Genomic DNA, 23,867 nt, shown 5'->3' on the forward strand with positions numbered 1-23,867 from the left:
TTCAGAGGTGATAGAGCCTATGAAGACAGGAGATCTGGTCGTACGGAAATCTTACGGTGGGGACATTACGTTCCGAATTGAAGGCATATACAAGGATATGACTCTTCTGAAGGGAGTCGATTATCGTCTTATTGCGGATTCGCCCGTGACTGACTTGGTTAATGCCACAGCCAGCACAGTAAAAAGGCGCTCTCAGCAGGCCCATATCAAGATGCTTCAATCCGTGGAGGCCCTTGAGCTTGATCGAAGACGGCAAAAAGAAAAGAGGCCCTTGGACAGTCTGTTTCCAGGGACATCAGCGGGGAACGGGAATATATCCCATTTTGAGGTGCCAGGCAAGGTGCTTCATTTAGACGGTGACCCTAACTATTTGCAAAAGAGCATGACATTATATCGCCAGCTTCGCGTACCCGCAGAAGGTCATTATATTCAAGAGGGCAGCATGGCAGATGCTGTGTATCGGCTGCTCCCTGTATCAAGACCTGACATTATCGTGGTAACAGGCCACGATGGTGTGCTGAAGAATTTGAAGCATCGCGATTTGTACAGCTTGCAGAGCTATAAGAATTCCCAGAACTTCGTCAATGCCGTCAAAAATGCGAGGCAATACGAGAAGCATCTGGATATGCTTACGGTTGTTGCAGGTGCCTGCCAATCCCACTTTGAAGCGCTAATTGGAGCTGGAGCGAACTTTGCGAGCAGTCCCGGCAGAATTATGATACACGCGCTTGATCCAGTGTATGTGGCTGCCAAGGCGTCCTACACGTCCATTCGCGATACGCTGAGCATTGCCGATATTGCCCCCCATACGATGACGGGGACAGAAGGTCTAGGCGGTATTGAAACAAGGGGAAGCTATCGAGTGGGAATGCCGGATTGGAAAGATCTTTCGACCCTTCAAGTTACCCCTTCTGTTATATAAATAAAGGCAAATTGAAGGCATAAAATTTAGGATTTTGCACATTCTACAAAGTTATATAAAAAAACTTATTGACATGATTTGATAATCGTTGTTATAATAATTTATTTAATTTGACATTACCGCCTCGCTTGTTATATAATGGACAAGGAAAGAGGTGGTAGTTGTAATGGCAAAAAACACTTTGCTGGAAATTCGTCGTAGTCTTGAAGCTCATGTTGGTCAAAAGATCTTGCTCCGAGCGAATGGCGGCCGCCGTAAGATGGTTGAACGCTCAGGTGTGTTGGAAGAAACCTACCCTTCTGTGTTTATTGTTAAATTGGACCAGGAGCAGAACGCATTTAAGCGTGTCTCCTACAGTTATGCAGATATACTGACAGACGCGGTACAAGTATCCGTCTGCAATGATAACGGCGAGATGAAGCTTGACTTTATGCGCAGTTAATATTACTTCTAAAGCAGCCTGCTGGCTGCTTTTTGTTCTCTTTAAAGCGTTATTACTGCAGAACTTTTCAGTTCTTTTGCCTCCAACAATCATGGCGTCGAGGAATTCCCTCTTCTGTCTCCCATCAGACTTACCATGAAGTTTCTGCTCCCTATCACAACATATCGTGCATACGACGTGCATTGGCATCAAACGTCATTCCAAACGTCGTATAAGTCAAGGTCCACCTTCGCAACCTAGCCTTAGGGAGATCCCTTTTATGATTAGCCATTTATCATCACACGAGGAGGAATGGAACGATGGGACGTCGTAGACGAAGCGTCATGTCTGAAGATCTCAAATATGAGCTCGCTAAGGATCTAGGCTTCTATGATACCGTTCAAAAAGAAGGCTGGGGCTCCATACGTGCCAAGGATGCAGGCAATATGGTAAAGAGAGCAATCCAGATGGCTGAGGAAGCTGCAGCAAGGAAGCAATAATTGCGGATGTAGTCAGGGAAATTAGAGGAGAGCAGGCCATTTCGATATATAGATGAACATGGTTTGCTTTTCTTTTATCCTGCGTAAGAATAGATAAGTGGCGAATCGGCAATAGCTGTTGTAAACAGGGGGATCATCTCCATTGTAAGGCTGTAAAATAAGAGCTGCTGCAGTCAGGCGTCGCCCCATGACTTGCATGAAAGAGTCTGTTATAATAACGGAAGCGATTCGTAGGGTAAAGAAGGGTGAAATGCCAGTGAAAGTATACGAGAAGGCACCGGCCAAAATAAACTTGATGCTAGATGTATTAAGGAAGCGTGAGGACGGCTACCACGAGGTTGAAATGGTTATGACCATGGTGGATCTAGCAGACCGACTCGAGATGGAGGAGCTTCCTCGTGATACGATTATCATATCCAGCCAAGCGGGTTACATACCGTTAGATGAGAAGAATCTGGCTTTCCAAGCCGCGAAGCTGATTAAGGAACGCTACCAGGTCAAGCAGGGTGTCTATATTCATTTGGATAAAAAAATACCTGTTGCAGCTGGACTAGCTGGTGGGAGCAGCGATGCCGCCGCTACACTTAGAGGCCTGAATCGGTTGTGGGGACTGGATATCCCGAACGAGGAGCTGCTTGCCCTTGGCGCAGAGCTTGGTTCAGATGTTCCCTTCTGTGTCACTGGAGGAACGGCCATCGCCACAGGACGCGGCGAGAAGCTCGAGCACATCATGAATCCTCCTCAATGCTGGGTGGTCCTTGCCAAGCCGCCAATTAACGTGTCTACAGCTGATGTATACGGCAGGCTGCGTGCAAGCGAGATCATGGTGCATCCATCTGCGGCTGCAATGAAGCAGGCGATTGAAGCCCAATCGTTTCCTGATATTTGTGGACGTCTTGGTAATGTGCTTGAAGATGTCACACTTCCGTTATACCCGGAAGTGCAGCAGCTTAAGGATGCGATGATTCGACTAGGCGCAGACGGAGTGCTGATGTCAGGAAGCGGCCCGACAGTATTTGGCCTTGTATCCAAGGAATCAAAAATTGCTAGAATTTACAACGGACTTCGCGGCTTCTGCAAAGAGGTATATGCGGTTCGGATGCTTACTTAGGGATTCCATGATTTACTTATTTTAAAATATTGAAATGAAGCGTCACCATATTGTTACAGATGCAATTGCTAAATAACGGACATTCATGTATGATGACGTGTATAATATTCGTAATATAGTGATTCTGAGTGAGGAATAATCATGAAAAAGTTAAAACGAAGTGCACGGTTAGTCGAAATGACACAATACCTCACGTTAAACCCCCATACACTTATTCCACTTACCACTTTTGTAGAACGTTACGGCGCAGCCAAGTCTTCTATCAGTGAAGATCTGGCGATTATCAAGGAAGTGTGTGAAGGTGAGGAAACAGGGGAACTGCTGACTCTTGCAGGAGCAGCTGGCGGGGTGAAGTACATCCCGAAATACCCTCCCCACAAAGCATTGCCGCTCATTGAGCAAATCAGTGAGCAATTGAAGCAGCCGGATCGGATGCTGCCAGGCGGGTATTATTACATCACGGATTTGCTGGGACAGCCAGGCCTGATGAATGATATCGGTCGCATGTTCGCTTCAGCCTTCGCGGATGCCGACATCGACTGTGTCATGACGGTAGAAACGAAGGGGATTCCTATCGCTTATGCTGCAGCTGCACATCTTAACCTTCCTGTCGTGCTTGTACGACGTGACCATGTCGTAACAGAGGGTTCCGCCGTTAGCATTAATTACGTTTCAGGCTCTCACAAAAGCATTCATACGATGACGCTTGCGCGTCGTGCCTTGAAAGAGCGCTCAAAAGTCCTGCTCGTGGACGACTTTATGCGCGCTGGAGGCACATTCAAAGGGATGATGGATCTCCTGCATGAATTTGATGCGACCGTAGCGGGCGTCGGTGTGCTTGTGGAATCTGAGGATGTGACAAGCGAGGAGCGCTTGCTGCAGGATTATGTATCCTTAATTCGAGTTGGAACGGTAGATTCGCGCACTAAGCAAATGTCAGTCAAACCAGGTAATTACTTCGATCATATGTAATACGCTTTGCCATTGGACGGAAGGTGGCCGCAAGGCTATAAATATTTGAATAGGGGTGTTCTACAAATGTCTTCAACGATTGAAAAAGTAGCAACAACAGAAGCGCCACAAGCGATTGGACCTTATTCCCAAGCGGTCGTATACGGTGATCTAGTTATCACTTCCGGGCAAATTCCTCTTACACCAGCAGGTGAAGTGGTTGAAGGCGGTATGGAAGAGCAGACGCATCAAGTGCTTAGCAACTTGATCGCTGTTCTGAAAGAGGCAAATACTTCCTTGGATCGTGTTTTAAAGGCAACGGTGTTTTTGAAGGACATGAATCAATTTGCAGAAATGAACCGCGTGTTCGAATCTTATTTTGGTGACCATAAGCCAGCTCGCTCTACCATTGAAGTGGCTCGCCTGCCAAAAGATGTTCTTGTCGAAATTGAACTCATTGCAACGAAGTAAATCAGAATATGTCGAAACGTAGAAGTACTTCGTAAATTTAAAATAAAAATTCAAAAAAAAGTTGATAAGTTGGCAAAATAAAGAAGGATTTTATTTGCGCGTGTGGAATTATACACCAAGTCTCGATGGAAAAAGGTGGTGAACACACACGTGCAAATTACTGATGTTAGACTCCGCCGCGTCAACACTGAAGGAAGAATGAAGGCAATCGCATCGATCACTATCGATAACGAGTTCGTCGTTCATGATATCCGTGTTATTGACGGCAACAACGGCATGTTCGTCGCGATGCCGAGCAAGCGTACGCCTGATGGCGAATTCCGTGATATTGCCCATCCAATTTCATCCGCAACACGCGAGAAGATTCAGGCAGCTGTATTGGCTGAATACGAACGTGCAGCGACTGAAGAAGAGGTCATTGAAGAGGGCGCTTAATTGATTCTGCAATACGATGGGGTTACAAAGAAAGGGAGCCAAACATGGGGGCTCTCTTTTCTTTTTGTTCATAATGAGATATATTCTAGTATGGAGTAGAGAAGCAGGAGGTCGGATGCGGTGAAGAGAATGGCCATCGTGTTAGCAGCGGGTCAAGGAAAGCGTATGAAGTCCAAACTATACAAAGTCCTTCATCCCGTTTGTGGTACACCAATGGTTGGACATGTACTGAATCAATTAGAGCATGTCCATGTCGAACGTATCGTTACTGTGGTCGGCCACGGTGCCGAAGCGGTAAAGGCGTATGTAGGAGACCGTTCAGAATTTGTGCTTCAAGAACAACAACTAGGTACTGGCCATGCAGTGAAGCAAGCCAAATCGCTGCTTAGCCACGAGCAGGGCACAACGATTGTGATCTGTGGAGATACACCACTTGTCACGTCAGACACACTGATGCAGCTCATGAAGCTTCATGAGTCCACACAAGCTTCGGCGACGATTTTGACGGCTGAACTGGATCAACCTTTCGGTTATGGCCGATTGATTCGTGGAGAAGATGGTTCGGTCTTGAAAATTGTCGAGCAAAAGGATGCCACAGAGCAGGAACAGTGTGTTCGTGAGATTAACACGGGTACCTACTGCTTTGATAACGCCAAATTATTTGCAGCTCTTGAGAAGATTACGAACGACAATGCTCAAAATGAATATTATTTGACAGATGTTATTAGTATTCTTCAGGCTCAAGGCGATAAGATTCAAGCGTATTGCACGCAGGATCAGGCCGAATATATTGGCGTCAATGATCGAATGGCTCTGTCTGAGGCAGAACGTCTGATGCGTGAAAGAATCAATAAGCAGCACATGTTAAGTGGTGTAACGATTATCGATCCTGCGAACACCTATATTGAAGCCTCGGTAACTATTGGCTCTGATACGGTGATTCAGCCTGGAACGGTGCTTCGCGGACAAACCTCGATAGGGGAAGACTGCGTCATTGGCCCGAATACAGAGCTTATGGATTGCAAGATCGATGAAGGAGTTACGATTGCCCACTCTGTGATGCAAGAGGCGATTGTTGGCGCTCGCAGCTCGGTAGGGCCGTTTGCTTATTTGCGTCCAGGAGCGAACATCGGTCAAGATGTGAAGATCGGTGACTTCGTGGAAGTGAAGAATGCAACCATTGGCGACAACACCAAAGTTTCTCACTTGAGCTACGTTGGAGATGCCAAAGTTGGTAACAATGTCAACATCGGATGCGGTGCGATAACGGTCAATTATGACGGTTATAATAAATCCACTACCGAAATTGGCGACGATGCATTTATTGGAAGCAACGTTAATCTGATCGCTCCTATTCAGATTGGTCAGGGAGCTTATGTCGTTGCAGGCTCCACGATCACGCAGCAGGTCAATGCGGATGATGTAGCGATTGCACGCGACAGACAAGTTAACAAGCCGGGATATGCTTCGAAGCTTCGTGCTCGGGCTAAGGCAAAGAAAGAACGAGAAGCGCGTCAGCAGGACTAATTCTTTATATGATTACTCAAAGATCGTGTAACAATGTTAGCAACATTTTTATGCATAGAAAAAAGATGAACATGAACCAGCACACGGAGGGTTAACAACTATTATGACGTATTGTGATTCCAAGCTGAAAATTTTCACTTGTAACTCCAATCCGAAATTAGCACAGCAAATTGCAGATTATATCGGGGTTCCGCTTGGTGACTCAGTCACGAAGCAATTCAGTGATGGTGAGATTCAGATCAACCTGTCAGAGAGCGTTCGCGGATGCGACGTTTATGTGGTCCAATCTACTTGTGATCCAGTTAACGACAACTTGATGGAGCTTCTTGTTATGGTGGACGCGTTAAAGCGTGCATCTGCAAAGAGCATCAATGTCGTGATTCCATACTATGGCTATGCTAGACAAGATCGTAAAGCACGTTCCCGTGATCCAATCACGGCGAAGCTCGTGGCGAATCTCATCGAGACAGCCGGTGCTCACCGCGTCATTACGATGGATCTTCATGCGACTCAGATTCAGGGCTTCTTCGACATTCCAGTCGACCATATGCTTGGTGTGCCGATCCTTGCCCAGTACTTCCGTTCGAAGAAGATGCAGGACGTTGTCGTTGTATCTCCTGACCACGGCGGTGTAGTACGCGCTCGTAAGCTTGCGGACTTCTTGAATGCGCCGCTTGCGATTATCGATAAGCGTCGTCCTGAGCCGAATGTAAGTGAAGTCATGAATATTATCGGTGACATCAAAGGTAAGACGGCTATCATTATTGATGATATCATTGATACTGCCGGTACAATCGTGCTTGGTGCTAATGCGCTCGTTGAAGCAGGTGTTAAAGAGGTGTATGCATGCTGTACGCATGCGGTATTATCTGGCCCAGCGATGCAGCGCCTTGAAGACTCTCCGTTTAAAGAAGTAGTCATTACGGATACGATTCCAGTGAAACATGAGAATCCAACAAGTAAGCTTCGCACGTTGTCTGTTGCACCGCTTCTTGGCGAAGCGATCATCCGTGTACACGAAGAATTGTCGATCAGTAAATTGTTCGAAATTGAATAAATGATAACATCCATGCGGAGCCTAGCTCCTATACGAGAAGGGTTACATCAGCAAGCACTTGTGCTTCAGATGTAGCCCTTGTCGGCATTTGAAAATAAATTCGAGAAGGGAGGACGTTCAAAGTGAAATGGATCGTAGGGCTGGGGAATCCTGGATTAAAGTACGAGTCTACGCGACATAACATTGGCTTTATGGCGATTGATGAGCTGGCACGCCGCCACAATATTCAAGTAAGAGATAACAAGTGTAAAGCTCTAATTGGAGAAGGGCGTGTTGGAACAGAAAAGATCGTGCTTATTAAGCCTATGACCTATATGAATTTATCCGGAGAAAGCGTTCGCGCATATATGGATTACTATAAAGTATCGCTCGATGACTTTATTGTCCTCTATGACGATATGGATACAGAGCTTGGCAAAATTCGTCTTCGCTATCAAGGCAGCTCAGGTGGACATAACGGAATCAAGTCCATCATTCAGCACACGGGCACGCAAAGCTTCCAGCGTGTACGAATGGGGATTTCCCGTCCGGCGCCTGGCCGCGATATTGTTGATTATGTGTTACAGGACTTTGCCAAAAGCGAGCGTGAGGCTCTGAAGCAGTCCATTGAGCGTACTTGTGATGCTGTTGAATTCTTCATGACCAATACGTTTGAACAGACGATGGCAAAGTTCAATGGCTAGAATGCGCTGAATGGTTGGCTAATCGTGGAGACAAGCGGGCATACTAGACGGTATATAACTTCGCAAGGAGGCATATATATGTCTGTGAATTATGTCTGCAAGCACTGTCACACGTTAATTGGACGAATTGAAGGCGCATCCGTAGATAAAAATAGACTAGGATTCAACCTGTTAACGAGAGATGAACAGAATCATTATGTGCAAGAGCATGATAACGGCGATATTACCGTTCGAATGACCTGTGATTACTGTCAACAGGCCTATCAGCTTAATCCGGAGCTGTATGGGCTAGCCTCTCCACTACAGTAAATGTGGCGGTTGAACGATTGAAGCATGTTCATGGCGTACGTGATAAGCCTTGGCTTGTTAGCCGAGGCTTATTTGAAATATTACGGTCTATATGATTCAATGTACGCATTTATTTATCTCTATCATGTGTTGGGAAGAAAGAGGTGCCCTAAACTTGTTAAATGCATTGATGCAAGCTTTATCAGAAGAGCGAGATATTGACTCGATCGCAGCCGGTGTGAAGAGCGGATTGAAGGAGCAGCTTGTATCAGGATTATCGGGATCTTCGCGTCAGGTGATGATGGCTGCTCTCGCTCATAAGCTTGAGCGTCCGGTGCTGATCGTTACCCATAATATGTTTTCGGCTCAAAAAGCAGTGGAAGATTTGCAAGAATGCCTATCCCCAGAGCAGGTTGTGTTGTACCCGGCTAACGAGCTTGTGGCGGCAGAAGCCGCGATATCGAGCCCAGAGGTGATTGCACAGCGTATCGATGCGCTGACGCGCCTAGCCAAAGGCTTCCGGGGAGTTGTTGTTACGCCGTATGCAGGATTAAGACGCTATCTTCCTTCCCGCGATGTGATGGCTCATGCGGAGTGGGAGATTAAGGTCGATGATGAGATTCCGCTGGAATCCTTCCTTACGCGAATGGTTGCTCTAGGCTATGAGCGAGTTGAGCGTGTAGAAGCAAAGGGCGAGCTTAGTGTTCGCGGCGGTATCGTTGATATCTACCCTTATACGTCCGATAGAGCCTACCGATTGGAATGGTTCGACGATGTCATAGATTCGATTCGTTCCTTTGATCCTAGTGATCAGCGCTCGATCGATAAATATGAGCAGCTAACCCTCACTCCTGCTAAGGATATGCCTGTCGACAGCGATCGATTCCGCGCAGGTGCTGATGCTGCTTATGTCCTGCTTGAAGAACAGCTTGGCAAGATGAGTGACCGTCAGGCGAAGGATAGGCTCCGCCAGGAGATCCAGTCAGAGATTGAGCGGCTTCGCCAATCTATGTATTTTGCGGATATCTATAAATATATATCTGTTCTCTATCCGGAAAAAGAGACGCTTTATGATTATATGCCGAAGGACACTCTATTAATTATCGATGAGCCTGCCCGTGTGCTAGAAACGGCAAAACAGCTCGAACGCGATGAGGCAGAGTGGAATACACATTTGCTTCAGCATGGCAAGATGCTTCCTTCGCTCCTTTTAGGCCGTACCTCCGACGATACGCTAGGCAATCGTCCTTTTCAGACGATCTATATGGCGTTGTTCCTGCGTCAAGTCCCACATACTCACCCGCAGAACATTGTGAATGTCATGTGCCGTTCGATGCAGAACTTCCATGGACAGATGAATGTGTTGAAATCTGAGATGGACCGCTGGAAGAAGGCCAATGCCAAGGTGCTCATCCTTGCAAATGGAGATGAGCGCGTCGATCGGGTGCGTCGTGTGCTTCAGGACTATCAGATTCAAGAGCCGACGATTATTAACGGCAACCTTCAAAGCGGGTTTGAGCTGCCTTCCATTCATTTGGTTGTGATCACCGAAGGAGAAATGTTCTCCTCGAAACAGCGCAAGTCTGTCCGTCGTACCGATGTTAAAGCGGACAATGCTGAGCGTATTCGCAGCTACACGGAGCTCAAGGTTGGCGATTACGTGGTTCATCAGAATCACGGGATCGGAAAATATATGGGTATTGGTACCCTTGAGATCAACGGTATCCATAAGGATTATCTGCATATTATGTATGCTGGCGGAGATAAGCTGTCTGTTCCTGTCGAGCAGCTGCATCTTATTCAAAAATACGTCAGCTCAGAAGATAAAGAACCAAAGGTCTATAAGCTTGGTGGAACGGAATGGACCAAGGTTAAGAATAAAGTTCGATCCTCTGTTAAGGACATTGCAGACGATCTAATTAAGCTGTATGCCGTTCGTCAGGCTTCCGTTGGCTTTGCCTTCGAGAAGGATACGGCTGAGCAGCGTGAGTTCGAGGATGTGTTCCCTTATGAGGAGACTAGAGACCAGCTTCGCGCGATCGAAGAGATTAAGCGGGACATGGAGATGCCGCGTCCTATGGATCGTCTATTATGCGGTGACGTAGGCTACGGAAAGACCGAAGTAGCGATTCGTGCTGCCTTTAAAGCGGTTATTGAAGGCAAGCAGGTAGCGGTGCTCGTTCCGACGACCATTCTTGCCCAGCAGCATTATGAGACATTCCGCGAACGCTTTGTTGATTATCCGTTCAATATTCATGTCATGAGCCGCTTCCGCACGCGCAAGGAGCAAAATGAGACAATCAAGGGATTAAAGTCCGGTGTAGTCGATATTGTCATTGGAACACATCGATTGCTGTCTCAGGATCTGATATTTAAAGATCTTGGCCTCTTGATTGTGGACGAGGAGCAGCGCTTTGGCGTTACGCATAAGGAAAAATTGAAACGCCTGAAAACGAATGTGGACGTGCTTACGTTAACAGCAACGCCGATTCCCCGCACGCTTCATATGTCTATGCTTGGGGTACGTGATCTCTCTGTTATCGAGACGCCGCCTGAAAACCGTTTCCCTGTCCAAACCTACGTCTTGGAACATAGCGATACATTAATTCGTGAAGCCGTTGAGCGTGAGCTTGCCCGAGGTGGTCAAGTGTATTTCCTTTATAATCGTGTTCAAGGCATTCATCAGATTGCTGAGCATATTAAGATGCTCGTGCCGGAGGCCAGAGTAACGGTCGCTCATGGTCAAATGTCAGAGCAGGAGTTGGAGACAGCGATTCTGGACTTCTTGGACGGCGAGCACGACGTCTTGGTAAGTACGAGCATCATCGAGACAGGCGTCGATATTCCGAACGTAAATACACTGATCGTTCAGGATGCGGACAAGATGGGCTTGTCTCAGCTGTACCAGCTTCGCGGCCGTGTAGGGCGCTCCAACCGCATCGCTTATGCCTACTTCATGTATCAGCGCGACAAAGTGCTTAATGAGGTAGCAGAGAAGCGTCTGCAATCCATTAAGGAGTTTACAGAGCTGGGTTCAGGCTTTAAGATCGCGATGAGAGACTTGTCTATTCGCGGGGCGGGGAATCTGCTGGGTGCTGAGCAGCACGGATTCATTGCTTCTGTCGGATTTGACCTATATTCCCAAATGTTGGCGGAAGAAGTCCAAAAGCGTAAAGCAGAGATGGACGGACAGGTTATGGAAGATGAGCAAACGTGGACGACGGTTATCGATTTGAACATCGACGCCTATTTGCCTGCCGATTATATTTATGATAGTATTCAGAAGATCGAGATCTATAAAAAAGTAGCAGGGCTTTCTTCTCTTGAGGAAGTCGAAGAACTGCGCGATGAGCTGATCGATCGCTTCGGAGAACCTCCGTTAGCAGTGCTGCAGCTTTTAGCTGTATCTCGTCTCAAGTGGTACGCGAAGCAGTACGGTTTTGAAGCGCTTACGCAGCGCGGCGATGAGGTGACAATGAAGGTCTATCCTCAAGCAGAGTCGCGCCTTGACCGTAAGAAGCTTGCAGTACTTGCTGCGAATCTAGACAGAAAGTTCTCGATTGACCGCAACGTCAACGGTCCAATTAAATTAAATGCACGCGGTCTTGATGCTATGCAGCTGTTAATGAAGCTAGAGCAATTTATGCAAGGGGCGAAGGATGCCATCAAATCGAAGGGAGAACTGCAAGATGTTGCAAAGTAAAAAGGGTTCTTGGAAGGTCAGTCTTGTTGCACTGATGCTAGTGCTGGCTCTTTCCGTGGTTGCTGCTTGCGGCAACAAGAACGGCAGCGAACCGGCTGATAACAGCCCGGTTGTAGCCACTTATAAGGGTGGTACAGTGACTCAGAATCAATTTGACAAAGAACTGGCCAATATGCTGTTCTTCTATCCGAGCTATCAACAAATGATCGAAATGGACGAGTTCCGCCAATATTTCATCAAACAGCAAATTGCTTATCTGTATCTTGAAGATAAAGCAACAGATGCTGCGAAGAAGGAAGGCAAGAAAGAGGCCGAAGAGCAAATGGCCGCAATCAAGAAGCAAGTTGGCGATGATGAGTTCAAGAAGATGCTGGATGCTCAGAAGCTGACGGAACAAGACGTGATGAACTACATGACGCGTATTATGACCGTCGTTGCCGATTACAATGCGAAAGTAACGGACGAGCAGTTGAAGGCTCAATTTGAAAAAGATAAACAGAACATGACAACCGCTTCTGTGCGTCATATTCTAATTGGATTTACAGATGCTGAAGGAAAAGAGCGCAAGAAAGAAGATGCGCTTAAGCTTGCAAAAGACCTCCAAGCTCGCTTGAAGAAGGGCGAAGACTTCGCTAAGCTTGCAAAGGAGTTCTCTGAAGATCCAGCTTCCAAAGAAAACGGCGGCTTGTATGAAGATGTTGCTGTAGGCCAATGGGTGGAGCAGTTCCGTGATGCAGCTCTTACGCTGCCGCTTAACGAAATTTCCGATCCAGTTGAGACTTCTTATGGCTACCATGTCATGAAAGTGGAAAAGCGCACGGAGAAAGTCTTCGACAAATTGACAGATGAAGAGAAGGATCAAATTCGTGGCACCATCGCTTCTGAAGAAATGAACAAGTTCATGGAAGATGAGCTTGAAAAGATCGTGAAAGACGAAGATATCAAGCTTCCTGCTGTGAAGACGGAAGAAGAAAAGAAAGATGACTCTACTTCGACAGAAGGCGACAAATCCACTGAAACGGATAAGTCCGCTGATACTGAGAAGTCTGGAGACGCAAACAAGCAAGATACAACGGATAAGCAAACAGAAGAGAAGCCTGCTGACAACAAGTAAGAAAGCAGTTCTCATAAGGCTTTAATCCATGCGGTTAATCAACGCCTATATGGTGTGATTAACCGCTTTTTTCGCCCGTTGTGAAAGATATTCTTTTCCATAAAAACAATTTAGTAGTAAAAAATAAGCTAAATGTCAGAAAAACATGTTGTCATTTAAATAGGCAAGTGTCATGTTTCCAACTGACAAAATTTAGACAAATGTAAAGTGCTTCTGTGCGTCCCTACAGGGTGAACGACTGCTTGCACACCATGGACAAAAAATCCAAAAATCCGCATTATAAAGCCTTTTTTGGATCATACTAAAGGGGTTTAGACCATTTTTGCATACCTAAAATTTGTGCAATTCTTCAGTCAGTTGTCGCACTAAAATGAGGCAAAATTGGGAAAACATTTGGAAAAGGGTATACATAAATCTCCAGAATGAGTAAGATGCTATATGATAAGGAGCTTCTTACAATGCATCATCAGTCCTAACGATTTTCACGATTTTTCATCAGAAATGGTTAAAATGTGAAAATTTTTAGAAAACAGGGTAAAATAATGTCGTTTAGTGTCGAAAAATGTGATATTTTTTGCAACCTGGATGGGTTTACCTTCGTATTATGTGATGTATAAGATGTTGGGAGCAGATGAATACTATGGGCACGGTTCTAAAATCCAACGTATGGCTCCTAAATCAACATAATTTAGCTAGTGTTCAAATTAATCTCAGGAAAGCGGGGCAACATACATGAAAGCTACTGGTATTGTTCGTCGTATTGATGACCTAGGTCGAGTTGTAATTCCAAAAGAAATCCGTCGTACTTTGCGTATTCGCGAAGGAGATCCACTTGAAATCTTCGTAGACCGCGATGGAGAAGTTATCTTGAAAAAGTATTCTCCAATTGGCGAGCTTGGTGATTTCGCTAAGGAATATGCAGAATCTCTTTATGAGAGCACAAGCCATGTTACATTGATTTCTGACCGTGATACCGTGATCGCCGTTGCTGGTGGATCTAAAAAAGAATTTTTGGAGAAGCAAATCGGCATGCTGCTTGAGAACTGCATGGAGAATCGCAAGACGATCGTTGAAACGAATGCAGGTTCTTATGAAATCGTCAAAGACGGCGTGGATACTTGGTCCTCCTTCGTCGTAGCGCCAATCGTTGCTGGCGGAGACCCAATCGGAACTGTAGTCATGCTTACTAAAGATGAAGCTGCTAAGATGGGTCAATTGGAGCAAAAAATGTCTGAAACAGCTGCTGGCTTCTTAGGCAAGCAAATGGAACAATAATCATCTCTTCTACGAGATACAAAATAAACTCCTTGTCTTTACTCCTGCTGCTAGCGGCGGCGTAAAGACAAGGAGTTTTTTTGTTTAGGGCAGATAAAAGGATTCATTGCGATTGGAACGGTTACCCCGTCGTTGTCTTGGTATGAAATGGGGTTCATTTTTGTGAGGATCAGCCTATGTTATAATACTTGGCAGCAAGTTAGGTGAAGCTAAGGACTATAAGGCGGGATTGATATATGCAAACGGAACTAAAGCCCGAAAGAGGGCATTCATCCCATATCCTTCATGGAGCAATGCTTCTTGGATTAGCATCGGTTCTATCGAAGATCATTGGCACCTTTCAAAAAATTCCGCTGCAAAATATAGGCGGAGACGGCGTATTCGGCATCTACAATGCTGTCTACCCCTTCTACGTGCTGCTTTCCACCGCTGCTGCTGCGGGAATCCCCATCGCGATATCGAGGCTTGTAGCTGAGCAGGAGCTGTACGGAGACAAAGAAGAGCAACGGAGCCTGCTTATCGCAGCTCTATTGCTTGTCGAGATCATTGGAGCAATTGGCTTCATGCTTATGTATACGGAAGCGGAGCGAATTGCAGGGTGGATCGGCAACTCGCATACAATTGCTGCCATAAGAGCCTCCTCCTTCGCCATGCTGGTCATTCCACTAGCTGCGGTGCTCAGAGGTTATGAACAGGGCAAAGGGCGGATGACTTCAACAGCCGTATCGCAGGTGATCGAGCAGCTTGCGCGGGTAACCGTTATGATTGTGCTGCTTCTCGTCATGACGAGAGCTCATGCACAGGAGGACTCCATTGCTGCAGGTGCGGTGTTTGGATCATTTGCGGGTGGAATTTTCGGCATCATCGTATTAACGCTCATGATGAGGCGTGAACGAGGAACAACAGAGCAAGCATGGACGGGTGTCAGCTTAAGCAAGGTTGCAAGATGGACAAAGCGAATCGCTTGGACAGCGGTGCCGATCTGTCTTGGGGCTCTGGTGACGCCAATCGTCAATGTAGTGGATGTATTCACAGTGCCACGGATGCTGCTGCACGACGGATGGACAGAAACAGAAGCGATAATGGAGTATGGATTGTACTCACGGGCGCTGCCTTTGACACAGCTCATCACATTAACGGCAGGGTCCTTGGTAGTAGGTCTAGTGCCGACGATTGCATCTTCATGGCAGCGAGCTTCGTACCACGAGGCACGGACTTTGATCAAGGGGGCCATGCATACGGCATGGATCATCGGAAGCGCAGCAACCGTAGGTCTTGTGGTCCTGTCGCGGCCCATTAATATATCACTTTATACCAACGATGCAGGGATGACAGCCTTTATCTTGCTGTCCTGTACGGTCCTTATGGGCACGCTCCAGGTTGTCTCTGCTGGACTCCTGCAGGGAATCGGGGCGCTTCGTGCGCCTGTTATTCATTTGCTTATTGCTTCTGTGGTTAAAGTTGTGCTCAATCTCCTGCTCGTCCCTATGCTAGGAATCGCGGGAGCCGGATGGTCGGCTATTGCCGCTCTATCCGTGGCGGCAGTGCTTAATATCCGTGTGCTTGGGACGCAGACTGAGCTTAACAAAGCGGAGTGGATGGGTCATTCCTTCAAGCTATTTGGCTCCTTGCTGGGAATGGGTATGGCCGCATGGGTCAGCGCCCAGTTGGTAATGGGCTTTGCAGGAGGGCGCTTGTCTGCTGTTATCGCTACGACAATAGGCGTACTAATCGGAGTGGCTGTCTTTGCTGTTCTCTCGATGAGGCTGCGTGTATTAGAGCCGGAGGAATGGTTGATTGTACCTCGAGTCGGACATCGGTTGGAAGCGATGGCAAGGAGAATGTTGCGATAGTAGGGCACCATGTCTAGTCCAGTTGTGTACAAGGGGCATGTTAAGCAGCTGGATGGAAATACTTTAGAAGCCAATATAAGTGGGGTTCAATGCCGCTAGAATAGAAACGGATGAGGATTCGCATCTGAGTTCAATTAGGTATAGACTAAGAGGTGGAAGTAGAACCTGCTTTAGAGTATGGACACTACAGCCTAAGGAGGCTTTTCATAATGAATGGCAAGATTGTCGTGATGGGGCTTGGATCTGGGGATCCTGGCCAAATGACGCTTAAGGTGTGGAATCGTCTGCAAGGCGCTAAGCATCTTTATGTGCGTACAGAGCATCACCCGGTGATGGACCTGCTGCGTGATCATCAGATTCGCTATACAAGCTTTGATGGGGTCTATGAAGCTCATGACAGCTTTCCTGAGGTGTATGCAGACATAACGAATCGGCTAATCACACTGGCTAAGGAACAGGAAGAAGAAATCGTGTATGCTGTTCCGGGACACCCGATGGTCGCGGAATCCACAGTTAGCCTGCTCCGTGAACAATGCGAGAACGAGCATATCGGTCTTGAGATCATAGGAGGAGAGAGTTTTATTGATGAGACCTTTACGCGCTTTGGATTTGACCCGATTGATGGATTCCAGCTGCTTGACGCTGCGATGATCAATCCTGCCGTGCTGTCACCCCAGTTGCACATCGTCATTGGACAAGTGTATGATACGTTTACGGCATCTGATGTGAAGCTGAGCCTGATGGAGATGTATCCAGACGATTACGAGGTGGTCGTTGGCCACGCGCTTGGGGTACAGGGAATGGAGCAAATCATTCGCGTTCCTTTGTATGAGCTCGATCGCGTTGAAGGCTACGGGAATCTATCGTTGATTTGGGTTCCTCGCACAGAGGATGATCGTGTGCGCAATCGTACATTTGCAAGACTGCATGAGATTGTGGCAACCTTAAGAAGTCCGGAAGGATGCCCTTGGGATAGGGAACAGACCCATCAATCCCTTCGCAAGCATCTGATCGAGGAGACCTATGAGGTGCTTGAAACGATCGATGATGACAATGTGGAGGGCATGCAGGAGGAGCTTGGAGACCTGCTGCTGCAGATTCTGCTTCATTCGCAGATGGAAGAGGAGACAGGCACCTTCAACGTCTATGATGTTGTACAGGGGCTGAATGAGAAGCTCTTGTTCCGTCATCCGCACGTGTTTGGGGAGAGCTCTGCTAAGGATGCAGAGGCAGCACTACAGAACTGGGAGCAGATGAAGGCGAAAGAGAAGCAGCTGAAGGGTACATCATCGAAACAGCCATCGATTCTCGATGGGGTTCCTAGAGATCTGCCAGCACTGATGAAAGCCTATAAATATCAGAAAAAGGCAGGAAAAGTTGGATTTGACTGGGATCGTGTGGAAGATGTACTTGACAAAGTAGCCGAAGAATTGCAAGAATTGCGAGAGGCGATCAATGAAGGTCAGGCACAAGGACAGGGAGCAGAGGCATTGAAGCATGCACAGAAAGAGCTTGGAGATCTGCTGTTTGCTGCAGTGAATGTTTCTCGCTTTATTGATGTCGATCCAGAGGAAGCTCTGATGATGACGAATCATAAATTTGTGCAAAGATTCCGATATATTGAAGAACAGCTTCGTATAAACGGCAAATCTTTTGACCAGACTGATTTACTAGAAATGGAGCAGTGGTGGCAGGAATCGAAGCGGTTCACGCCTTGATGCAGCAGGACGCAACCACAATCATACAGATTTTTCGTCAAAATTATAAAAAGTGATCGTCCTAAGAAGGAATTTCCTCATCGAGCAAGAATACATAAAACGCAAGATTCCTTGAGTTATGTATCTATGCGGGCGACTGCGAACATTCAGGTCGTACACTAAAGCTCTATTAAATTTGATGAGAAGAACTAGGAGGCCAATAGAATGAATAAGACAGATTTGATCAACAACATTGCAGAGAAAAGCGGTTTGACTAAGAAAGACGTAGAAACAGTATTGAACGGTTTCTTCGGCGAAGTTACAGATGCTTTGACAAAAGGTGACAAAGTTCAATTGATCGGCTTCGGTACATTCGAAACTCGCAAACGCGCTGGTCGCACAGGCCGCAACCCACAAACAGGCAAAACGATCGAGATTCCTGAGTCTGTTGTACCTGCATTCAAAGCAGGCAACAAGCTTAAAGAAGCTGTAAAATAATGCGTCTCGATAAGTTCTTGAAGGTGTCCCGGCTTATCAAGCGCCGCACAGTGGCGAAGGATGTGTCAGGGCAAGGGCGCGTCGTACTGAATGGACGCGAAGCGAAGCCAAGCAGCACCGTGAAAGTCGGTGACGAGATCACCGTGCAATTTGGCCAGAAGCTCGTTACTGTTCGCGTTGAGCGACTTCAGGAAACAACGAAGAAGGAAGAGGCTCAAGGCATGTATACGCTGCTAAGAGAAGAACCGATTCCGAAGCAAGAGTTTGAATGGTAATTATCCTATTGTGAACAAAACGAGCGTTCAGGCTGCATGTTATGCAGCTTGGGCGCTTTTTATTTTTCCATAGAAGACCGACTCTGCTTAAAAGAATGCTGCAACTTCCAGTGCTTATGAATTGGAAAAATGGTGGCATAGCGTAACAGGCTCTTCGATATGTTATACTAGTAATCGTATTCCATTGATAGATGGAAGGAGGCTGCTAAAGCAGCAGCCATACAACATCATATATTCCGCATTCATCATAATGCGGGAGAGGTTCGCAATCTCCCTCTATAAAAAACTAAGGCCTGCAGCATCCCCTATTTACATGCTCTCTATTTGTGCATGCAAGAAATAGTAGAGGAAGGGTGCTGTATTTAATTCTTGCTATAGTCGATTAGAGGGGATGCACGGTAAACGTGGCATCCCCTTTGTGCGTGATATGGGGTGTTTGTAGAAAACAGAAGCGGAAGGGATGAGAGAAGCATGAAGAAGGAAGAGAAAGCCGTCGTTGTGTTTAGCGGCGGCCAAGACAGCACGACCTGCTTATTCTGGGCGTTAAATAGATTCTCCCATGTGGAGGCCATTTCCTTTGACTATGGACAGCGCCACCATACGGAGCTTGAGCATGCTAGCCGCATTGCCGAGGAGCTTAATGTCCCGCATCGTATTCTCGACATGTCACTGCTTAATCAGCTGGCTCCTAACGCGCTGACTCGGACGGACATGGATATCGTTGAAGAGGAAGGCAAGCTGCCGAATACTTTTGTCGATGGACGAAACATGGTGTTTTTCACCTTTGCAGCCATCTATGCGAAGCAAATCGGGGCAAGACATCTCGTTGTCGGCGTTTGCGAGACGGATTTCAGTGGATATCCCGATTGCCGGGATGTTTTTGTAAAGTCGCTGGATGTTACCTTAAACCTAGCGATGGAGTATCCGTTTGTTATCCATACGCCGCTTATGTGGCTCGACAAAGCCGAAACATGGAAGCTTGCAGATGAGCTTCACGCGCTTGACTTTGTGAGGGAGAAGACGGTTACCTGCTATAACGGCATCCCAGGGGATGGCTGCGGCGAATGTCCGGCATGCAAGCTGCGCCGTGCAGGATTGGATAAATATTTGCAAGAACGAGATGAGGTGCAGTCGTGAGACAGCCGGGGCCATTTCAGATCGTAGAGAAGCTGCAGAAGTTTGGCACGGACATCGACAAGAGCAAGCTTCGATACCATCAGAAGCGGGTGCTTGTGAGCAAGGAGTTCACATTTGATGCGGCGCACCACCTTCATGCTTACGAAGGAAAGTGCAAGAATCTTCATGGCCATACGTATAAAGTCATTTTTGGCATTAGCGGTTATGTGAATGAGATTGGGCTGACGCTTGATTTTGGGGAGATCAAGACGATCTGGAAGGAACGCATTGAGCCTTATCTCGACCATCGTTATTTGAATGAGACGCTCCCGCCAATGAATACGACTGCCGAGAACATGGTGGTATGGATCTATGATCAAATGGACGCTGCGCTTAAAGACGAGGCTCAGGTGCCAGGAGAGCTAAAGTGCCGAGTAGAATTTGTACGTCTCTATGAGACGCCGACCAGCTATGCGGAAGCAAGACGGGAGTGGATGATGGAATGAACCACATATCCAATAACGTGATGAATCTTGGCACAGAAGATCGTAACGAGAGTGCTGGTAAAGCAGCGCGGATTCCCGTGCTTGAGATCTTTGGACCTACCGTTCAAGGGGAGGGGGCACTTGTTGGGCAGAAGACGATGTTCGTTCGGACAGCTGGCTGTGATTATCGCTGCAGCTGGTGCGATTCTGCCTTTACCTGGGATGGAAGCGCGAAGGAGGAAATAGAGCTTCTGCGTGCAGCAGATATCATGGAGAAACTGGAGAGCCTTGCATCCGGCCGGTACTCTCATGTTACCATCTCTGGCGGCAATCCCGCTCTGCTTGCCTCATTGGGTGAGCTCGTCTCCCTATTGAAGCAGAAAGGAATCCGTACGGCCGTCGAAACACAAGGCTCCAAGTGGCAGCCATGGCTTACGCAGATTGATGATGTGACGGTATCGCCTAAGCCGCCGAGCTCTGGGATGATTACAGACTATCAGAAGCTCGATGAGATGATGGAGCGTTTAGCCGAAGCGGGTACTTCGGTATGCTTGAAGGTCGTTATTTTCGATGAAAAGGACCTTGAGTACGCCATTGGCATCCATGAGCGCTATCCTGTTGTTCCCTTTGTGCTTCAGACCGGTAATCCGGATGTCGCTTCTTCCAATGACGAGGAATTGGTTAGCAGCCTGCTGAGACGCTATGAGTGGCTGATTGACCAAGTGGCGAGCGAGTCAAGGCTGAACGATGCGAAGGTGCTCCCTCAGCTTCATACCCTTGTATGGGGGAATAAGCGGGGCGTATAAGGCCCGAGCATGCTCAGCATATATGAATACTTTTGAATCTTAAGGAGATGACTACGATGGCAGGACGTTCACATGAGGAGCTTCCGCTGACCCACTTAGGGCAGCAGACCAGCTACAAATCCACCTATGCGCCGGAGGTGCTGGAATCTTTCCCTAACAAGCACCCTTATCGCGATTACTTTATCAAATTCAATTGCCCGGAATTTACGAGCCTGTGCCCAATCACCGGCCAGCCGGACTTTGCGACGATGTACATTAGCTATATTGCAGATGAGAAGTGTGTAGAAAGCAAATCCCTGAAGCTCTACCTGTTCAGCTTCCGCAATCAAGGCGACTTCCATGAGGATTGCGTGAATATTATTATGAATGACTTGATTGAACTGCTTGACCCTCGTTATATCGAGGTATGGGGCAAATTTACGCCTCGCGGCGGGATCTCTATTGATCCTTATTGCAATTATGGACGCCCAGGGACCGTGTATGAGGATATGGCCCGTCAGCGCCTGATGCAGCATGACCTGTATCCGGAGAAGGTAGACAACCGATAGAGGCAAAATAACTTCATCTGCAAGTTCTATTCTAGCACCTCTCCTTCATATCTATTGGTGAGAAGGAGGGGTACATGCTATGAATGAGATGAATAAGACGCAAAAGCGGCAGGAAATGAAGATGATGAACCGCAAGGTGCTGGAGATTAGCGGAATCAATAGCGTGGAAAGCTTTGATAGTGAGGAGTTTCTGCTTGAGACCGAATGCGGGTACCTCACCATTCGCGGACAGAATCTGCATATTAAGAATATGAATCTTGAGCAAGGCATTGTAGCTATTGAAGGCTTGGTCAACTCCCTGACCTATCTAGACGGCAATCAGCAGAACAAATCGAAAAGCTTCTTCGGGAAGTTATTCAAGTGAGTCATCTAAGCCTATACAGCCAGTGGATGACATTGCTCCTGATGCTGATTAGCGGTGTCACCTTAGGCGTTGTCTATGACAGTTACCGTGTCGTCGCTCATCAGCTTCGCTTTCCAAGGTGGAGTCTGCCGTTGTTTGATGTCGTCTATTGGCTCGCCGCGACATGGTTCGTGTTCCAAATGCTTGTCAAAGGTAATCAGGGAGAGCTTCGATTCTATATCTTCTTAGGCCTTGCTGTAGGCGCTTATGCTTATTATTTGCTGCTTAGCAAAGCGACGGTAAGCGTGGCGACATGGATGGTACAAGCTGCAAAAGCCGTCGTAAGATTCCTTCTTCGCACGCTATATGTCGTTATCATCGTTCCAATTAAGACTTTGGCACTGTTTTTGCTTGCTATAGGCCGTTTTGTGCTGCGTGTCGCTATGTTCCTAGGTAAACTTGTGCTAAAATGTATTCAGCCGCTATGGTGGCTCATACGCTGGCTTTTTGCACCTCTTGTGATGCCGTTGTGGAATCGCTTCGGAATGACCGAGCGCCTCTTAAAAGGTTGGACAGGTCTGAAACGTTGTGTCCAAGCTGTTTCAGATGGATCGAAGCGGGTAATGAAGTGGTGGCGAGACATCCTACAGCGAATTTGGAAATGGCTTCGTCATTCGAACAAGTAAGGAGGTTAATGCATGTCTAGATCGAGACCCGAAGCACAATGGAGAACACAGCGTCAAGCAGAACTGCTGTCATCTTCGAATGAGAAGCAGCAGGCTTCTTCCGTTAAAAAAAGCACAAAACGGCGGATACAGCTGTGGCTTGCTTTTGTTGTTGTTTTTAGCGGCTGGGGGGTCTATACATACGTTAACCAGATGCTTAAGATGCAGGAGCTAAAGCAGGAGTACTCTGCTCAGGAGCAGGCTCATTCTGAAGCCTTGCAGGAGCGTGATGAGCTTCAGACCAAAGTGAACAAGCTCAATACGGAAGAATATATCCTTGATATTGCAAGAAGCAAAGGAATGCTGCGACCGGATGAAATTCTCATTCGCAAACAAGATGAATAGGCTAAAAAACGGGACAGCCGTCAGTTGACCAAAGCTCTCCTGCTACAGTATAATCACGACATAAGCTGTGTATCGATCTGAATAATGCCGTCGTTTTCTTTTACAAGAGGACTACGGCGATTTTGCAATTGTTCAGCGCCTTACGCCGTTTAACTTTTTAAGGGAGGAACGTTTTATTTTATGACAATTGAAGTGGGCACCAAGTTAGAAGGCAAAGTGACAGGTATTACGCATTTTGGAGCGTTTGTGGATCTGTCGGGAGGTGTCACGGGACTCGTTCACATCTCTGAGATTGCCGATAACTACGTCAAGGACGTCAATGATCATCTAAAAATTGACGACGTCGTCACCGTCAAAGTTATTAACGTGGACAAAGACGGGAAGATCGGCTTGTCTATTAAGCAAGCTGTTGATAAGCCTGCATCCGAGCAAAGACCGCCACGTGGGCCTCGTCCAGATCGACCAAGTGGCAGAGATGGAGGCAAACCGGGATTTGGAAATCGAGATCGTGGAGGACGTAAATCATCGTATAACGCCCCTTCTTTTGAGGATAAAATGTCACGTTTCCTTAAAGACAGTGAAGAGCGCATCTCCTCGTTAAGAAAGAACACGGAAGGCAAGCGCGGCGGCCGCGGCGCACGTCGGATGTAATCACCATCTAATCGCTCTTGCTTGATGTAGGTATGAATAAGCTGCACAACGGTTCAAGCCGTTGGTG

General features: G+C 47.1%; 26 protein-coding genes and 1 riboswitch. All 26 genes read left to right on the plus strand.

The features are described from left to right. Positions 1–19 precede the first annotated feature (19 nt). The 26 genes from yabG (at position 20) to I2H74_RS24205 (ending at position 23,800) form a co-directional block, all read left to right on the plus strand. Positions 20–922: a sporulation peptidase YabG gene (yabG, locus tag I2H74_RS24080; RefSeq protein WP_195576816.1), complete on the plus strand. Its 903-nt coding sequence runs from the start codon at positions 20–22 to the stop codon at positions 920–922. A 166-nt stretch (positions 923–1,088) separates the two neighbouring features. Next, positions 1,089–1,364 carry a biofilm formation stimulator Veg gene (gene veg, locus I2H74_RS24085; RefSeq protein WP_195576818.1) on the plus strand — a complete coding sequence of 92 codons (276 nt, stop codon included), beginning with the start codon at positions 1,089–1,091 and terminating at the stop codon, positions 1,362–1,364. Positions 1,365–1,663: 299 nt separating this feature from the next. Then, positions 1,664–1,843 (plus strand): small, acid-soluble spore protein, alpha/beta type, encoded by a 180-nt coding sequence (locus tag I2H74_RS24090; RefSeq protein WP_195576820.1) that lies wholly within the window; start codon positions 1,664–1,666, stop codon positions 1,841–1,843. 256 nt (positions 1,844–2,099) lie between these two features. After that, entirely contained in the window at positions 2,100–2,954 is an 855-nt protein-coding gene (gene ispE, locus I2H74_RS24095; RefSeq protein ID WP_195576867.1) for a 4-(cytidine 5'-diphospho)-2-C-methyl-D-erythritol kinase, read from the plus strand. 141 nt (positions 2,955–3,095) lie between these two features. Further along, positions 3,096–3,926 carry a pur operon repressor gene (gene purR, locus I2H74_RS24100; RefSeq protein WP_195576822.1) on the plus strand — a complete coding sequence of 277 codons (831 nt, stop codon included), beginning with the start codon at positions 3,096–3,098 and terminating at the stop codon, positions 3,924–3,926. A 66-nt stretch (positions 3,927–3,992) separates the two neighbouring features. Beyond that, the gene (locus I2H74_RS24105) at positions 3,993–4,376 is read left to right on the plus strand and encodes a RidA family protein (protein WP_195576824.1); all 384 of its coding nucleotides are present in this window, start codon (positions 3,993–3,995) and stop codon (positions 4,374–4,376) included. A 150-nt stretch (positions 4,377–4,526) separates the two neighbouring features. Then, entirely contained in the window at positions 4,527–4,811 is a 285-nt protein-coding gene (spoVG, locus tag I2H74_RS24110; protein WP_005545528.1) for a septation regulator SpoVG, read from the plus strand. Between the two features lie 120 nt (positions 4,812–4,931). After that, positions 4,932–6,338: a bifunctional UDP-N-acetylglucosamine diphosphorylase/glucosamine-1-phosphate N-acetyltransferase GlmU gene (gene glmU / locus I2H74_RS24115; protein ID WP_324254156.1), complete on the plus strand. Its 1,407-nt coding sequence runs from the start codon at positions 4,932–4,934 to the stop codon at positions 6,336–6,338. A gap of 103 nt (positions 6,339–6,441) precedes the next feature. After that, positions 6,442–7,395, plus strand: a complete 954-nt coding sequence (locus tag I2H74_RS24120; RefSeq protein WP_195576826.1) for a ribose-phosphate diphosphokinase — start codon at positions 6,442–6,444, stop codon at positions 7,393–7,395. Between the two features lie 122 nt (positions 7,396–7,517). After that, complete coding sequence (gene pth / locus I2H74_RS24125; protein WP_195576827.1) at positions 7,518–8,078, plus strand: aminoacyl-tRNA hydrolase; 561 nt, start codon at positions 7,518–7,520, stop codon at positions 8,076–8,078. Between the two features lie 78 nt (positions 8,079–8,156). Continuing rightward, entirely contained in the window at positions 8,157–8,387 is a 231-nt protein-coding gene (locus tag I2H74_RS24130; protein WP_195576828.1) for an anti-sigma-F factor Fin, read from the plus strand. Positions 8,388–8,541: 154 nt separating this feature from the next. After that, positions 8,542–12,069 (plus strand): transcription-repair coupling factor, encoded by a 3,528-nt coding sequence (gene mfd, locus I2H74_RS24135; RefSeq protein WP_195576829.1) that lies wholly within the window; start codon positions 8,542–8,544, stop codon positions 12,067–12,069. After that, complete coding sequence (locus I2H74_RS24140; protein ID WP_195576830.1) at positions 12,056–13,183, plus strand: peptidylprolyl isomerase; 1,128 nt, start codon at positions 12,056–12,058, stop codon at positions 13,181–13,183. Before mfd ends, I2H74_RS24140 begins: the two co-directional genes overlap by 14 nt. A gap of 732 nt (positions 13,184–13,915) precedes the next feature. Further along, a complete protein-coding gene (gene spoVT / locus I2H74_RS24145; protein WP_195576831.1) occupies positions 13,916–14,458 on the plus strand; it encodes a stage V sporulation protein T in 543 nt (180 codons plus the stop codon). A gap of 236 nt (positions 14,459–14,694) precedes the next feature. Continuing rightward, entirely contained in the window at positions 14,695–16,311 is a 1,617-nt protein-coding gene (locus I2H74_RS24150) for a putative polysaccharide biosynthesis protein (protein ID WP_195576832.1), read from the plus strand. A 209-nt stretch (positions 16,312–16,520) separates the two neighbouring features. Then, positions 16,521–18,029: a nucleoside triphosphate pyrophosphohydrolase gene (mazG, locus tag I2H74_RS24155; protein ID WP_195576833.1), complete on the plus strand. Its 1,509-nt coding sequence runs from the start codon at positions 16,521–16,523 to the stop codon at positions 18,027–18,029. Between the two features lie 204 nt (positions 18,030–18,233). Then, entirely contained in the window at positions 18,234–18,506 is a 273-nt protein-coding gene (locus I2H74_RS24160; RefSeq protein WP_085498839.1) for an HU family DNA-binding protein, read from the plus strand. After that, positions 18,506–18,781, plus strand: a complete 276-nt coding sequence (locus tag I2H74_RS24165; protein ID WP_195576835.1) for an RNA-binding S4 domain-containing protein — start codon at positions 18,506–18,508, stop codon at positions 18,779–18,781. Before I2H74_RS24160 ends, I2H74_RS24165 begins: the two co-directional genes overlap by 1 nt. Before the next feature lie 252 nt (positions 18,782–19,033). After that, positions 19,034–19,077: riboswitch (PreQ1 riboswitch) on the plus strand. A gap of 175 nt (positions 19,078–19,252) precedes the next feature. Further along, positions 19,253–19,918, plus strand: a complete 666-nt coding sequence (gene queC / locus I2H74_RS24170) for a 7-cyano-7-deazaguanine synthase QueC (RefSeq protein ID WP_195576837.1) — start codon at positions 19,253–19,255, stop codon at positions 19,916–19,918. Then, positions 19,915–20,403: a 6-carboxytetrahydropterin synthase QueD gene (queD, locus tag I2H74_RS24175; protein ID WP_195576839.1), complete on the plus strand. Its 489-nt coding sequence runs from the start codon at positions 19,915–19,917 to the stop codon at positions 20,401–20,403. The genes queC and queD overlap by 4 nt, the downstream gene beginning before the upstream one ends. Positions 20,404–20,423: 20 nt before the next feature. Beyond that, on the plus strand, positions 20,424–21,188 hold the full coding sequence (gene queE, locus I2H74_RS24180) for a 7-carboxy-7-deazaguanine synthase QueE (protein WP_195576871.1): 765 nt from the start codon (positions 20,424–20,426) through the stop codon (positions 21,186–21,188). 56 nt (positions 21,189–21,244) lie between these two features. Next, positions 21,245–21,736 (plus strand): preQ(1) synthase, encoded by a 492-nt coding sequence (queF, locus tag I2H74_RS24185; RefSeq protein ID WP_195576841.1) that lies wholly within the window; start codon positions 21,245–21,247, stop codon positions 21,734–21,736. Positions 21,737–21,815: 79 nt separating this feature from the next. Beyond that, the gene (yabP, locus tag I2H74_RS24190; protein WP_195576843.1) at positions 21,816–22,100 is read left to right on the plus strand and encodes a sporulation protein YabP; all 285 of its coding nucleotides are present in this window, start codon (positions 21,816–21,818) and stop codon (positions 22,098–22,100) included. Then, entirely contained in the window at positions 22,097–22,765 is a 669-nt protein-coding gene (gene yabQ, locus I2H74_RS24195) for a spore cortex biosynthesis protein YabQ (RefSeq protein WP_324254157.1), read from the plus strand. Before yabP ends, yabQ begins: the two co-directional genes overlap by 4 nt. Positions 22,766–22,777: 12 nt before the next feature. After that, the gene (locus I2H74_RS24200) at positions 22,778–23,149 is read left to right on the plus strand and encodes an FtsB family cell division protein (RefSeq protein ID WP_195576845.1); all 372 of its coding nucleotides are present in this window, start codon (positions 22,778–22,780) and stop codon (positions 23,147–23,149) included. A 180-nt stretch (positions 23,150–23,329) separates the two neighbouring features. Beyond that, positions 23,330–23,800, plus strand: a complete 471-nt coding sequence (locus tag I2H74_RS24205) for a S1 domain-containing RNA-binding protein (RefSeq protein ID WP_195576848.1) — start codon at positions 23,330–23,332, stop codon at positions 23,798–23,800. The last annotated feature ends 67 nt before the right edge of the window (positions 23,801–23,867 follow it).

This window comes from Paenibacillus sp. 1001270B_150601_E10, assembly GCF_015558675.1.
Classification (GTDB): domain Bacteria; phylum Bacillota; class Bacilli; order Paenibacillales; family Paenibacillaceae; genus Paenibacillus_B.